The sequence below is a fragment of the Brevibacillus nigriterrae genome, from assembly GCF_049846925.1.
Classification (GTDB): Bacteria; Bacillota; Bacilli; order Brevibacillales; family Brevibacillaceae; genus Brevibacillus_H.
Genome location: NZ_JBNCMT010000012.1, coordinates 95,403 through 109,599 on the forward strand (window position 1 = coordinate 95,403; position 14,197 = coordinate 109,599).

Annotated in this window: 14 protein-coding genes; 6 read left to right on the forward strand and 8 right to left on the reverse strand. The window is 44.2% G+C overall.

From position 1 onward, the window contains the following. Positions 1-13: 13 nt before the first annotated feature. From ACPW7N_RS11165 to ACPW7N_RS11180, 4 genes are all read right to left on the reverse strand, one after another. The gene (locus ACPW7N_RS11165; RefSeq protein ID WP_425651200.1) at positions 14-790 is read right to left on the reverse strand and encodes a 3-hydroxybutyrate dehydrogenase; all 777 of its coding nucleotides are present in this window, start codon (positions 788-790) and stop codon (positions 14-16) included. A gap of 44 nt (positions 791-834) precedes the next feature. Then, positions 835-2,175, reverse strand: a complete 1,341-nt coding sequence (locus ACPW7N_RS11170; protein ID WP_425651201.1) for a GntP family permease — start codon at positions 2,173-2,175, stop codon at positions 835-837. Between the two features lie 353 nt (positions 2,176-2,528). After that, on the reverse strand, positions 2,529-3,893 hold the full coding sequence (locus tag ACPW7N_RS11175; RefSeq protein ID WP_425651161.1) for a sigma-54 interaction domain-containing protein: 1,365 nt from the start codon (positions 3,891-3,893) through the stop codon (positions 2,529-2,531). 27 nt (positions 3,894-3,920) lie between these two features. After that, the gene (locus ACPW7N_RS11180; protein WP_425651162.1) at positions 3,921-4,616 is read right to left on the reverse strand and encodes an ArsR/SmtB family transcription factor; all 696 of its coding nucleotides are present in this window, start codon (positions 4,614-4,616) and stop codon (positions 3,921-3,923) included. Between the two features lie 76 nt (positions 4,617-4,692). Here ACPW7N_RS11180 and ACPW7N_RS11185 point away from each other — a divergent pair, with 76 nt between their 5' ends. After that, positions 4,693-5,166 carry a DinB family protein gene (locus tag ACPW7N_RS11185; RefSeq protein WP_425651163.1) on the forward strand — a complete coding sequence of 158 codons (474 nt, stop codon included), beginning with the start codon at positions 4,693-4,695 and terminating at the stop codon, positions 5,164-5,166. A 62-nt stretch (positions 5,167-5,228) separates the two neighbouring features. Beyond that, complete coding sequence (locus ACPW7N_RS11190; protein ID WP_425651164.1) at positions 5,229-5,513, forward strand: phospholipase A2 family protein; 285 nt, start codon at positions 5,229-5,231, stop codon at positions 5,511-5,513. A 123-nt stretch (positions 5,514-5,636) separates the two neighbouring features. On the opposite strand, the gene ACPW7N_RS11195 is transcribed toward ACPW7N_RS11190, so the two are convergent. The 4 genes from ACPW7N_RS11195 to ACPW7N_RS11210 form a co-directional block, all read right to left on the reverse strand. Next, positions 5,637-6,281 carry a glycosyltransferase gene (locus ACPW7N_RS11195; protein WP_425651202.1) on the reverse strand — a complete coding sequence of 215 codons (645 nt, stop codon included), beginning with the start codon at positions 6,279-6,281 and terminating at the stop codon, positions 5,637-5,639. 170 nt (positions 6,282-6,451) lie between these two features. Next, the gene (locus ACPW7N_RS11200) at positions 6,452-7,219 is read right to left on the reverse strand and encodes a M48 family metallopeptidase (protein ID WP_425651165.1); all 768 of its coding nucleotides are present in this window, start codon (positions 7,217-7,219) and stop codon (positions 6,452-6,454) included. Positions 7,220-7,374: 155 nt separating this feature from the next. Then, complete coding sequence (locus ACPW7N_RS11205; RefSeq protein ID WP_425651166.1) at positions 7,375-8,067, reverse strand: hypothetical protein; 693 nt, start codon at positions 8,065-8,067, stop codon at positions 7,375-7,377. Positions 8,068-8,190: 123 nt separating this feature from the next. Then, on the reverse strand, positions 8,191-9,903 hold the full coding sequence (locus ACPW7N_RS11210) for a methyl-accepting chemotaxis protein (protein WP_425651167.1): 1,713 nt from the start codon (positions 9,901-9,903) through the stop codon (positions 8,191-8,193). 310 nt (positions 9,904-10,213) lie between these two features. On the opposite strand from ACPW7N_RS11210, the gene ACPW7N_RS11215 reads away from it, so the two are divergent. From ACPW7N_RS11215 to ACPW7N_RS11230, 4 genes are read left to right on the forward strand one after another with little or no spacing between them, the layout of a single operon-like run. After that, the gene (locus ACPW7N_RS11215) at positions 10,214-11,209 is read left to right on the forward strand and encodes a beta-ketoacyl-ACP synthase III (protein WP_425651168.1); all 996 of its coding nucleotides are present in this window, start codon (positions 10,214-10,216) and stop codon (positions 11,207-11,209) included. Then, positions 11,199-12,368 carry an ATP-grasp domain-containing protein gene (locus ACPW7N_RS11220; RefSeq protein WP_425651169.1) on the forward strand — a complete coding sequence of 390 codons (1,170 nt, stop codon included), beginning with the start codon at positions 11,199-11,201 and terminating at the stop codon, positions 12,366-12,368. The genes ACPW7N_RS11215 and ACPW7N_RS11220 overlap by 11 nt, the downstream gene beginning before the upstream one ends. Before the next feature lie 4 nt (positions 12,369-12,372). Continuing rightward, positions 12,373-13,365, forward strand: a complete 993-nt coding sequence (locus tag ACPW7N_RS11225; RefSeq protein WP_425651203.1) for an NAD-dependent epimerase/dehydratase family protein — start codon at positions 12,373-12,375, stop codon at positions 13,363-13,365. Then, positions 13,362-14,195 carry an MBL fold metallo-hydrolase gene (locus ACPW7N_RS11230; protein WP_425651170.1) on the forward strand — a complete coding sequence of 278 codons (834 nt, stop codon included), beginning with the start codon at positions 13,362-13,364 and terminating at the stop codon, positions 14,193-14,195. The genes ACPW7N_RS11225 and ACPW7N_RS11230 overlap by 4 nt, the downstream gene beginning before the upstream one ends. Positions 14,196-14,197: the final 2 nt, after the last annotated feature.

A 14,197-nucleotide genomic window follows, 5' to 3' on the forward strand; every position in this document is an offset into this window, starting at 1 on the left:
CTTTTTCGTGTACTTACTGGGCTGTATAACCTCCATCGATCACGGCTGATGTGCCGGTTACGCCTTTAAGCTTGTCGCTTGCTAACAGAATTGCATAGTCTGAAATCTCTTCAACCGAAAGCAATCTCTTCTGTGGAACAAGAGGATAAATAATCTCTTCCAGTACATTTTCCAGAGGAACATTTCTTGTCTTTGCCAAATCATTCAACTGGTTTCTGACCAGTGGGGTATCCACGTAACCCGGACACAAGGCATTTACGGTAATTCCAAATGGTGCTCCCTCTAGTGCCGCAACCTTCGTCAACCCAATGACCCCATGCTTGGCGCTGTTATAGGCTGCTTTTCCTGCGAAACCGACAAGACCATTGATCGAAGACACATTGATAATTCGTCCGTACTGTTGTTTTTTCATAATGTGAAAGGCGTGCTTGATCCCCACGAACGGAGCAGTCAACATGACTTTCAGCAGCAGTTCAAACTTGTCGGTAGGGAATTCATCAATTGGTGACACATACTGCAATCCTGCATTGTTCACCAGAATATCCAGCCTTCCGTATGTATGAACAGCTCGATCGAGACTGTTACGAAATTCCTCCTCGTTTGTAACATCACACTTGACCCCAATAGCTTCGAAACCATCTTTTTGCAAGGTGTTGGCTGCTTCTATTGCGCCTGCTTCATGCAGGTCAGCGATGACTACCTTCGCCCCCTCTGTCGCAAAGGCTCGTGCCATTTCAAAACCAATTCCACTTGCAGAGCCAGTGATCAAGGCAACTCTCTCTTCTAACAGTTTCTTCAAAATGTCCACTCCTCTCCCAAAACTTCCATCTTGCTCTATACAAGCAGCGATGCACCAAATGCGAGAATAAATACAGCAAGCGTTTTGATCACCGTGATGGCAAAAATGTCTTTATATGATTGACGGTGCGTCAGACCGGTGATAGCTAACAAAGTAATAACGGCTCCATTGTGTGGAAGCGTATCCATACCACCAGACGCCATTGAAGCGATGCGGTGAAGAAGCTCCGGACTGATACCTGCTGCATTTGCCATTTCCATATACTGCTTGCCCATGACTTCGAGCGCAATTGACATACCACCAGACGCCGAGCCTGTAATACCAGCCAGCACGTTAACAGCAACAGCTTCCGAAACCAGTGGATGACTGCTAGATCCTACAATCCACTCTTGTACTGCTTTAAAACCCGGAAGTGTTTTCACCACATTACCGAAGCCTACTTCTGAAGCTGTGTTGAAAATAGCTAGCAATGCACCTGCGGAAGCAGCCGTCAAACCTGCGGCAAGCTTTGATTTGACACCGTTAAAGTTAATCAGTGTCGCTGCCAAAATACCAATGGTTAAAGCGATGATCAGGGACCATGACGATGTAACCGTTTTCACATTTGCGATATTAAAAGTGGTTTTGAGCATTTCAGCATCGTACCAAGCAGCTACAGTCAAGGCGCCTCTGCTAAACAAATAATTGAAGACGAGCACAAGTACGAGCGGCAGAAGTGACAACCAAATATTCGGATACTTCTCTTCTTGGTTCACCTCAGGTTCATTGGTGTGACCTTCTCCGTATCCTTCACCATTCGCCAAAGCTTGTTTTCTGCGGGTTTCGAGCCAGTACATACCACCGAGAAATACCATTAATGCGCCCAAAATCCCAACTACAGGAGCAGCATAAGCATCTGTGCCGAAGTAATTTGTCGGGATAATATTTTGAATCTGAGGTGTACCAGGCAAAGCATCCATCGTAAAGGTAAACGCACCGAGAGCAATCGTTCCTGGAATGAGTCGCTTCGGAATATTGGCTTCTCGAAAAATCGCTGCTGCGAACGGATAAACGGCAAAAGCTACTACGAAAAGGGAAACTCCACCATAGGTAAGGGTGGCACAGGCAAGCACTACAGCAAGGATGGCTCGTTTGGAACCGAGTGCTTTTACAATGGAGCGAGCAATAGATGCAGCAGCGCCGCTCATTTCCATTACTTTTCCGAATACTGCGCCAAGCAAGAAGATTGGGAAAAATGACTTCACATAGTTAGCTGCGTTAACCATAAAAACTTCTGTATAGCTAGGTAATAGTGCAAGGCCAGACAAAACAACAGCGAGCAAGGTAAAAATCGGGGCGAACACAATAACCGGGAAACCACGATAGGCGAAGTACATCAATAAGCCAAGCGAAAGTAAAATTGCAAAAATTTCGATGAACACTACTTATTCCTCCCCTTTGATGTGTTGTTTGATAAATGTACAAATATCATTGCATCGATGTATCCTGAATTATTGCACAATTCATGCCAAGCTAAATCAATGGCATTTTATCGACATTTCAATAACATTCTCTCTTACCAATTCCAAAATTCTGGAATGATCCTGCTTGTTCCAAAGAGAAAACCCCTCCGACTTTAGCAACAATCCTCTGTCAGACGGGTCTTATTTCTGTTAAATTGGGCAAAATCGTCATCGTCCAAAATTTTGGAATAGTTCCAATAATTTGGACGAATAGTGACAAATTATGACTATAGCCCATATTTTTCGATTTTCGCATATAATCCAGATTTACTGATATCAAGGATTTTTGCTGCCTCTATCCGATTCCCGTCTACAGAAGAAAGCACTCTTTGGATCGCTTCCTTTTCAGCTATTTCCAAACTTTCTTTCAGAGTCAGGGGTGCTGACATTTCCTGCTTCTTTTCTTTTGAATTGACCGGAAGCAGCAGATGTTCTTTGCGCAGTGTCCCATCCTCCATGAGATGCAATGCACGTTCAAGCACATTACGCAATTCACGGATATTTCCTGGCCAATTATAGGAATACAGAGTATCCCACGCTTCGTCTTCAATGTTCTCGACGACCATTCCGGTAGAACTTACGAGTTGACTAAGAAGATTGTTGGCAAGTAACGGGATATCCTCAATTCGATCTCGCAAAGGAGGGATTGGGATGGACACCACATGAAGGCGATAGTAAAGGTCTTCACGGAATTTCCCCTCGATCACCTGTTGCTTGAGATTGCGATTGGTTGATGCGATTACTCTGACATCCAGAGCGATGGGACGTGTACCCCCTACTCTTTCCACCTCTTTTTCCTGTAGTACCCGCAGCAGTTTGGCTTGCAAGGAGAGTGGCATATCCCCGATCTCATCGAGCAGAATCGTGCCATGATGAGCCAGTTCAAATCTTCCCTTTTTCCCTTTGCGTGACGCTCCGGTGAAAGCACCTTCATCATAACCGAACAGTTCTGACTCCAGCAAAGTGTCTGGAATCGCAGCACAATTGATTCGGATAAACGGCCCCATCGCCCGATAGCTTGCAGCATGAATCGCATGGGCAAACAATTCTTTACCCGTTCCGCTTTCGCCCGTAATCAAGACGGTCGTATCGCTTTTCGCGACCCGTTTTGCCATTTGAATAATATTTTGAATCACAGGGCTTGTCCCAACGATTTCCTCAAACCGATAGACTGCACCGAATTTGGATCGGAGTTCGCCTTTATAATAATCAAGTTCCTGCTTGAGTTGTTCCACCGAAGAGGCAAGTGACTGCAAATGCTTCACATCTTGAAAGATAACCGTGCCCAGTACCGCTACAATCTTGTCGTCTTTGTAGATCGGCACGCGATTGGCAATCATTTGCCGCCCGTTAATCTTCTGAATATCTGCGATTTCTGGTTTCCCCGTCTCAGCGATGAGATGCATTCGGGTGTTCTCTATCACATCTGTTACATGTTTGCCAACTACATCCTCCACTCCGATAAATTGGCGGTATGCTTTATTCATCAGAACGATATAGCCCTTGGCATCAGTAACAACAATGCACTCATGTGCTCCTTCCATTGCTACCTTGAGTATTTCAGTAGGCTCCAGATAATCTTTTGTTGACATTCAAGCTGCTCCTTTACTTAAACTCTACTACTCAACCCAAAAACGAATCCCCAATTCTCTTTGTAGTCCTTCCTTCCCTTGATCGGTTAATACAACAGCTCTGCTGCCTGGAAGTTTCGCTATCCATCCGAGCTCAACAAAGCGAGAAGCGATACTTACCCCCAATGATCCCGAAATGTGATGGTGTCTTTCACTCCAATCGAGACATTTTCTGGCGAAAGCACGTCGTTTTTTTCGTTGTTCTTCTACGTTTAATCCCATGTGTTTAAGCCAATCATGACCACTTGCTGTGAGTTCATACTCCTTCTCATTTTCTGTCAGGTATCCTCGTTCAAGCAACGCTTGTGAAATCGATACCCCTACTTGACCTGCCAGGTGATCGTAACATGTACGTGCAAATCTCAACTGTTTTAATTGATCGGACTGCTTCAGGGATCGAACCTGGACTGGTGGAGCGATGGTGCTAATAGTCTCAAGCAGATAGGCAACTTGAGGATTAGCGAGGCGATAGTAACGATGCCTTCCTTGGTGTTCAACAGTCAGAAGGTTTCCTTCTACCAACTTGGCAAGATGACTGCTGGCAGTTTGCGCAGTTACTCTTGCCAGATAGGCGAGCTCCCCTGCCGGTAAAGCCCGACCATCCATCAAAGCATCCAAAATTACTGCACGAGTCGAATCAGCAAGTAACGAGGCAATATAAGAAATATTCGGATATGCATTCATACTTCGATGATAGACGTAGTGTTAATTTATTACAATAGTACTGTGGCATTTCACTATTAATTGGAGGCAGAAAATCATGAATGCACGTGAAGCTATCATACTTAACCTAACTGAAACGAGAAGACGCTCTATCAAGCTATGGCGCAGTTTGCCTGATGAATGGCTGCCTTGGAGACCTGATAAAGATGCCATGTCTTTTGGAGAAATGATTCGCCATGTTTGGACTGGTTCTTATGACTACCTGATCATAGTACAAAATAATGGTTCAATAGATAAAAAAGAACCCCAACCCTATCAGGATGAACCGATTGTCTCTGCTGATAAAGAAATTTCGATGTCTGAGACTTACTTTCAAAATCTTATCAGTTATGTAGAAGCCTTAACGGAAGAAGAGTTATCTACGAGGCTAATTGACCGCAGCTATGTTGGATATCAGCGATATTTGGGTGATATGTTGATGCGGATTGCCTATCATGACTCTGTACACACTGGTCAATTTCTTCAATACATGAGAATGGTTGGTCTGGAGCGACCGCTTATTTGGGATTAATACGTCTATTCCAAACTCTTTCTTTGTCATATTTTGTATAACAAAGACTGGAGTGATGGAAGGTGCGTAAAAAGAAGCCAGTACAAACTCGTAGAACAGAAGAGGGTTTTTGCCTGTACGGAAGATGGTGCGGATTAAATTGTAGTGGCCCTGGGAAGCCGATTGACTCGGTCGACAGATGCTGTATGAAGCACGATAAATGCTACGACAAATATGGCAAGTTCAATCTCAGTTGTGATAAAAAATTTATGAAATGCCTCAAGTCAAAAATCAATCTCTTTACGAAACAAGGCAGAATGGCAGCAGCAATGTACTCTTTCTATAAAGCAAAGACTCTGACAAAATAGGCAATGAAAATCTGGAACAAAATTTCTCCAAAAAACAGGTCTGCTCCTTGGGGTAATATCCCTGTAGGAACAGACCTTTCTTCTTTAATACCTTCGATCACGGAGAGTCTGAGCAGAAATCTATTAAAATTTATCCGGGAATTGCTTCATAATCCCTTCTGAAAGGGTATCAGCCAACACAAAGAGATGGTCCAGTCCTTTATCAAAGGCGATAATTTCTCCGTCCCAATCCTTTTTCAATCTTGCTGTGAGAATATCTGCCACCTGTTGCAAATGCGTATGCCACAATTCTTTCATTTTTTGTTTCGGCCAATTGGGGTTGGCGCTGCTGAGAAATTCGGTGATATCATCAGCGTTTCGATACCACTCTGTATTGGATTTTTTTAAGCGAGCCTGGTCTCCCTTTTTGGCAGCATCCACGATTTGACCTGCGATCAAGATGTGTTCTTTTAACAGTTCAGCCAGCCGATTTCCAGCCGCATCCCCATAATACGGCTTGATCGCATTCCCTATTTCCTGCTGATTTCGGAGCAGCCTTGCCAGTACCTGTTTTTGATCTTTCATTCCTGCCACTGCACTGACGATATAATTTCTTGTCCAAACCGCATGGTCAGTCCACAGTTTTCTCATATTTTCCTTTAGTTGTACTGCCGATTGGTTCAAGCATTGCTGTTGAGCCGTTTGTCCTTCTTGTGCAACTACCTGTATGGGTGAAAAAATCAAAGCAACAGCCATGATCAAAAATGTAATCTTCCAGAGCTGTTTCATCATTCATCTCTTCTCCTTTAAAGGATTTACTTGGAAATTTCACCGTTATTTTTTTACCAAATGGCTTTAATCATTCTTTTACGTAGAGGTAATTATCTCCAAAAAACAAAAAAAGACTGCCATACGATGCGCCTTCGATAAGACGGACCATACGCAGTCTCAACTTTCTGCTAATTCTGCACTTCAAAAAACTGAGGAAATTTTTTTAACCTCTCAATCTCCATAATCCGTAATGGTAGCGGAGGATGAGTGGACATCACATGGCTTAGCCAGACAAAAAATCCTCTTTCCTTGTTGCTTTGCATCAGATAGTCAGCACGATTCATTCGTTTGTAAAGAATTTTTCCGATTGCCAGGATACTCAGGCCATTCATGGCAGCTTCTGGATTACCGGTGTAGACAGCAGCCATGCGGTCACATGTATATTCGCACGCTCGTGAGTAGGCATTCCCCAGAAACGGCACCCATAGAGCAGGCAGGATTAATAATTGCTTGGAAACGTGTTTTCGTTTGATATGCGCCAATTCATGGGCAATGACAAAGGTTAGTTCTTCTTCCCCTTCTGCCTCGATCAACTCAACAATATCAGAATAGAGTACGACAAAGTTACGTCCAAAAAATCGGGTAGCGAATGCATTCAAAATCCCGTTTGATTGGATGATGAATACATCGGGAATCTCTCGAATATCGAGTTGCCGACACAGGTCTACCACTTTTTTATGTATGATGGGGAACTGCATTTCAGTCAGCTTCACACCATTGCTGCGGATACTGCCGATCATCAAACCATGTAAAAAAAACGTAATCAAGACGCCGATGATAATATAAAAAATTCCTACAAGAGAGATTATCAAGGAAAGATAAATGATGACGCTAACAATAACGGCAATTGTAAAATACGTTTTTTCATTTTCATGAATCAGCCTGTTTTCGTGCATAATCTGCCCCCTGCCCTATTTCGATTATTATTTATTTTTACACTATTTTACATAATGCACATAATTATACTCCCTGTTTCAACAAAAATCTACAATTCCATAGATAGTAAAACCCTCTCCCAATAAATCTGAGAGAGGGTTCTTCTGATCATTTCCTAGTTAAGATCGACACTTCCAATTTGCTCGGCACCATTAGCACCCGCATGGAATATGTTTAATTTGCCGTCCTGCTCAACAACTACATATGGACAGCAATCATACAAAACGAGTCCTCTTAATTTTCCCTCGACACGAATGGACTCATGGTACCCCTTGCTTAGATCATCATAGTCATTTGCAGTAGAGACTACTACTTCTTTTCCAATCTGGTCTGCATAATGATGTTTTGTTTTGCTGACGATTTTCTTTTTGGCTACGGGATAAATCCGTCCTGCATCGTATGCATCAATCGTGTTGTCTGCCTGACTGTTATCGGGATCGTCAAACTTCGGCCACAAGTCGCTGAACACAATGTACTCGCTTTTGGACTTTTTCACGGCGATCAGTGGGATTGCCATTTCGTTGCCATCAGGAGTATGTAATTTCAGTACGAACAGGTCGCTAAGCGGCCCCAATTGTCCTTCTCCTTTTGTTTGGAAGAGAGGATTCTCATTTTGGAAGACGAAAACACGGTTGTTGATTTGCAGGGCATTGAATTCCCCTTCTGACTCCAGCAGAATCTTGTTATTGTTTGAAGCCTCCAGCACTTGTCTCTCTCCGGCTGCGCTTGCAAGTCCCGGGATGGCCAATGTTGCGATCAATGCTGCACTGGATAACAGCTTACATCCTTTAGAAAAATAGCTATTCATGTTTGTTACCTCCAATAAATGTAAAATCTATTTCTAATATTAGAGTCATAACATTTAGAATGAAATAGGAAATTTTGGCTATTTTTCCCAACAAAACAGGAATTGACAGGGATTAAGCAAGGACTACAGTTTAAATTTGCTCGTTAGTGCTTGCAGGTCTTGAGCCATTTGGGCAAGTGATTGAGAAGAGCTTGATATTTCTTCAACTGATGCCAGTTGTTCCTGAGAAGCAGCAACGACCATTTGGGAACTGCTTGATGCCTCTTTTGCCACCTGCTCCATTTCCTCAACAGATGCTGCCACTTCTTCGGTGGTGGCAGACATTTCTTCTGCACTTGCTGACACCTCTTGAATTTGCTCGGCCACGAGCTGCACACTGCGCAGAATTTTTTGAAATGCTTCACCTGCCTGATTTACGATAACTATGCCTGCTTCGACGTCTTTATTCCCTTTATCCATAGAAATGATGGCTTGATTGGTATCGGATTGAATTTCGCCAATCAACTTCGAAATATGATCAGCAGAGTTTTTGCTTTGCTCTGCCAGTTTTCTCACTTCATCAGCAACAATGGAGAACCCTCGCCCATGTTCACCTGCACGTGCTGCTTCAATGGCAGCATTCAAAGCTAACAAATTGGTTTGCCCAGCAATCGCTGTAATCACTTCAACAAATTGCCCGATTTGTTTGGAGCGTTCATTCAATTGTTCAACAACCTGCGCTGAGTCTTGAACAGATGCTTGGATCTCATTCATCTGAGTGACTACTTTGGAAATAACTACATTCCCGTCTTCAGCAGTTTTGGAAGCTTCCAGAGAAGATTCGGCAACGCTCGAAGACGACTCGGCAATCCGTTGAATTCCACTTGCCATTTCTTCCATTGCTCTTGCACTTTCTTCTGATTTATGCAACTGTGTTTGGGCTCCTGTGGCCACTTCTTGAATCGAATGAGCAATCTGGTTTGTTGCTTGTGTCGTTTGTTCAGCGCTTGCCGATAACTGCTCAGAGCTTGCCGCCAAATTGACCGCATTGGAACTGACACTTTGAATAATTAGTCGGATGCCTGAAATCATCTCGTTAAAGTCATTGGTTAATTGGCCGATTTCATCTTTTGATCGATACGTTCCCTCAACAGATAAATCGCCTTGGCTTGCTTTTCTCATCAATTCTTGCAGCATCCTGACCGGAGTTGTAATCTGACGGGTGATCACAAGACCGATGCTGAGGCAAAGGATAACAGCTAAAATAGTAGCTGCCAAAATCAAATTTGTGGAGAAACGATATGTTTCGTCATTACTTGTATTTAGCGACTGTGCACCCTCGATATTCAACTGAGCTAAATCACTTAGCAGTTTGTTTAATTGTTCACGAACAGGCGCTACCTCTGACGTGTAAATCTGGTAGGCGTCATTGTTATGATTTTCCATCGCCAATTTTATGGCTTTATCACGAGCTCCGTTAAATCGGGGCATCATCATTTTGTATTGATCAACGATTGCCTTTTCCTTGAATTCCAGTTCTGATTTCTCATATTGATTCATTAAATCAATATTTTCATGAACCCGCTCTTCAATAGCCTTCTTCAATTCCTGATTTTTGCTTTGGTCGACGTTAATCATCAATTCAAGAGTAAACGAATCGATGGCACGATTATTTATTCTCATCTTGTTGAGCATGTCGATGGGAAGCAAGTTATTATCATACATCGAGTCAGAATTGACTTTGATATTCTGCATATTGTAATAACCTGTAATACCAACACCAACAAGAAAAATAACAGCAATCAGTAGCAATACCAAAATTTTCATGAAAGTAGTAAGATTTCGAAACGATAACATAATAAGTCAGTTCCTTTCTTGTCTGAATATAGTTACAGTTCTGCCTCGACATGTAACAAAATTCCCTTTTTTGACTTTAATTAAACAATTTTTAACGAAATTAATTTTTCATGTGTAGGAACAATGACATATGGCAGGCTTGATAATGGACAAGAAAAGTAATTATTATTTAGAAGTAATGCTAAAATACCCACCTGACATTAGCTATCGCTGGCGGTCGACTAATCACAACATCCGTGTTGCATCGTCGACACTCGCACGTCCTGTGCATCGCCGGGCGGGGCCCCAAACTGTTAAAAAGAGAAAGAAGATGGAAAAAATGAGAAATTGCAAGATTATAGCCACCGGTAAGTATCTTCCAGAACGAATCGTCTTCTCAAATGAACTCGATCGAGAGCTTGGGTTAAAAGAAGGCTGGACATATAAAAAGTCAGGAATTGTCTCCAGACGGTATGTAACTGATGAAACCAATTCTTCTATGGGAGCCATTGCGGTCAAGCGGGCTTTGGACCAGGCCGGGCTCACCTTTCGTGACATAGATGCGCTTATCTATACAAGTGGTTCTATTGAACAGGCTATCCCCTCTACGGCTTCACTGATTCAGGAACAATTGGGCGAGTTGGAGTCGGGTGTCCCCTGTTTTGATATCAATTCCACTTGCCTGAGTTTTGTTACCGGATTGGATCACCTATCCTACGCCATCCATTTTGGACGGTACAAACGGGTTGTTTTCGTTGCATCGGAAATTGCCTCCATTGCGCTCGATTATGAAAAGCCTGAAAGTTCCGTATTGTTCGGGGATGGAGCCGTTGCTGTCATCGTAGAAAAATCGGAAGACAGCTCCAAAATTCTTGCTTCCCGCATGGAAACCTACTCCAAAGGAGCCCACCAATCGGAAATTCTTGCAGGCGGAACAAAGATTCACCCTCGGACATACAGTGAGTCCACTAAGCGAAACTTCGTCTTTCAGATGGATGGCAGGGCCATTTTTCGGCTCAGTTCCCGTCTGATCGAAGGATTTATGGAACGGTTCCTTGCTGAAGGCAACCTGCAAATGAGCGATATTGATTTTGTCATCCCGCATCAGGCAAGCGGAATGGCCATGCGAATCATGAGGGAGAAGTTAGGAATTCCTGCCGAAAAATTCATGGACATTATAGAGGACCACGGCAACATGATCGCCGCCTCCATCCCTTGTGCTTTGCATGAAGCCATCGAGCGTGGACGGATCAAACGGGGAGATAAAGTCATGCTTATCGGAACGTCTGCCGGGCTTTCTTTAGGGGGGCTTGTTTTTGAATATTAAACGGGTGCTGATTACAGGGGGAAGGGCTCCTGTTGCGCTGGAACTGGCCCGTCTATTCCAGAAGGAAGGCATCTCTGTCCAGATGGCAGAGAGCTTTCCTTATGCTTTGTCAAAGTCTTCAAAGAAAATCGATAAATGGCATGTGGTTGCACAGCCCAAGCAGGCTTTTTCCCAGTTTATTGCGGATCTCACCCGGATTGTGATTGATGAAAAGATTGATCTGTTACTCCCTACCTGTGAAGAGGTATTCTACATTGCCAAAGGAAGAGAGAAGCTATCGCCCTATACCACTGTTTTTGCTGATGAGCCCGGCAAATTACGGGTTCTCCATGACAAGGCTGCATTTGTGGAGCTATTGTCCCAGCTTCAATTGCCGCATCCGCACTCGGTCAAAGTAACCTCAACAGCAGAATGGAACGATATCGTTTCTTCGTTTAGCGATGACGTTCGCTTTGTGGCGAAACCCGTATTTTCCCGCTTCGCTTCTCATGTGCAAATCGGAACCAAAAATGACTTGTTACCAGGAATACAACCAACGGAAGAATATCCATGGCTAGTGCAGGAGTACCTGGAGGGCCAACAGTTGTGCACCTTTTCCATTGCAAGAAACGGACGCCTCGGCGCCCATGTCGCTTACCCAACGAAATTTACTGCTGGTAAAGGAGCAACCATTGCCTTTCAGAACGTGCAGGAGCCGGACGCAAAACGAATCGTCGAAGAAATTGTTGCTTCCCTCGATTTTACCGGGATGATTTCCTTTGACTTCATCAAGACTGCTAACGGGCTGATTCCCATTGAATGCAATCCACGAGCGACTAGCGGACTTCATTTGTTTTTGAATGAACCGATCAGCAGAGCTTTTGCAGGTGGTCAACCGGACATTTGTCTGGAGCCTGCAGGCGTGAACCAGCGCATGCTTGGATTAGCCATGCTGTTGTATGGTTTGCCAGCCGTACGTTCCTTGTCTGAGTTTACAAGTTGGTTCTCTACCTTTCGCCAATCGAGCGATGTGATTTGGCAAAACGACGATTTCGCTCCGTTTGCCTATCAATTTATCTCCTATTGGAAAATGATCATGCTGGCAAAAAAACAGAACATCTCCCCCTTGGAAGCGTCGACGTGGGATATTGAGTGGAATGGTGGTGAAGACAGTGAGTAAGGTCATGATTACCGGGGGAACCGGATTTTTGGGTAAGGCGCTGGCTCTTCGCCTGTTGGAAAATGGCATGGATGTGACTGTCTTTGGCCGTAATGAAGTCATTGGACAAGTTCTGCACAATCGAGGAATCCGGTTTGTAAAAGGCCAGTTGGAAGACAGCGACAGTGTCTTGTCCGCATGTTACGGAAGCGATTATGTGATTCACTGTGGAGCCTTGTCATCCCCGTGGGGTCACCCTGATGATTTTCACCGGGCAAATGTACTGGGAACGCAGAATATTATTTCGGGCTGCTTGACTCACGATGTCAAACGCCTGGTACATGTCAGTACACCAAGCATCTATTTTGACTTTACTGATCGATTTCTGGTCAAAGAATCTGATTCACTCCCATGCACGTTCGCCAATCATTACGCCCGTACAAAATACGAGGCAGAGCTGGTTGTAGATGATGCGGTTGCGAAAAATGGACTGAATGCAATCACGATTCGGCCGAGAGGACTTTTCGGTGTAGAGGATACCTCGATTCTCCCCCGACTGATCCGTGCCAACGAAAAAGGGAAGATTCCTTTCGTCAACGGCGGAACGAACATCATTGATGTCACTTATATCGAAAATGTAGTAGATTCACTGCTTCTTGCCATGGAGGCTCCCTCTGTTTATGCGGGGCGAAAGTACAATATAACCAATGGCGAGCCGATGCAGATGAAGGAACTGCTTGCGAAAGTATTTCTGAAAATGAACATGCCCATGAACGCTATCAACATTCCTTATTGGCTCTTAGCGAGAATCGCACACAGTATGGAATGGTTTGCTCATACCTTTCAGGGCGACAAGGAACCGCTGTTCACCCGCTATACAGTAGGTGTTTTATCCAAAAGTCAGACGCTTGATATAACAGCAGCACGACAGGATTTGGGCTACAGTCCCAAAGTGAGCATTGAGCAAGGACTCGATATTTTCGTCGAGTGGTGGCAGAAAGAAGGTCAATATCGATGATCGAAGAAGTACTGTTTTTTCAGGCAGGTTATTGTACACATCCGGAATTCGTCGCTATTGCAGGCGGTTCTTTCAAAAGCCGCCGTTTCCCTGCGCTGGTTGCAATATTGAAGCACCCCGAGTTCGGTTACATCCTGTTTGACACAGGCTATTCTTCAAGATTTTACGAGGAAGTGAAGCATTTTCCCTATTCCGTTTACGGGAGGGTCACCCCCGTCTATTTTCGGGAAGAGGAATCAATTGTCCGTCAGCTAGAGAAGCTTGGAATCGCCGCAAACGATATTTCCTACGTTATTTTGTCTCATCTGCATGCCGATCACATTGCCGGGACCAGAGATTTTCCGAAGGCTACATTCATTACGATGAAAAAGACATACGATGATGTGAAAGATCGGACAGGATTTTCGGCTGTTCGCAAGGCCTTCATCCCCAACCTGCTGCCCACCGACTTTGCACAACGGCTTCGCTATCTGGAGGATCAACCAAAAGTGAAAAATCCGTTTGGCGATGGTTCTTTTGAAACAGGTTACGATTTGTTTGGAGACGGTAAAATCGTAGGAATCGAGCTGTCAGGCCATGCCAAGGGGCAATTCGGCATTACGTTTGAGACAAAGGAACAGGGGCGTTACTTTCTCATCGCCGATGCCTGTTGGCTTAGTGAAACGTATCGATCGCTTCGCTTCCCGGCAGCCGTCGCTTCCCTCATCATGGATGACTCCAAAGAGTTTAAAGAGAATGTCTATCGAATTCACCAGTTGCATACCAATCGTCCTGAGCTTAAGATCATCCCCACCCATTGCGACGAGCTATTTTCTGAAGAACAGGTGTGAGA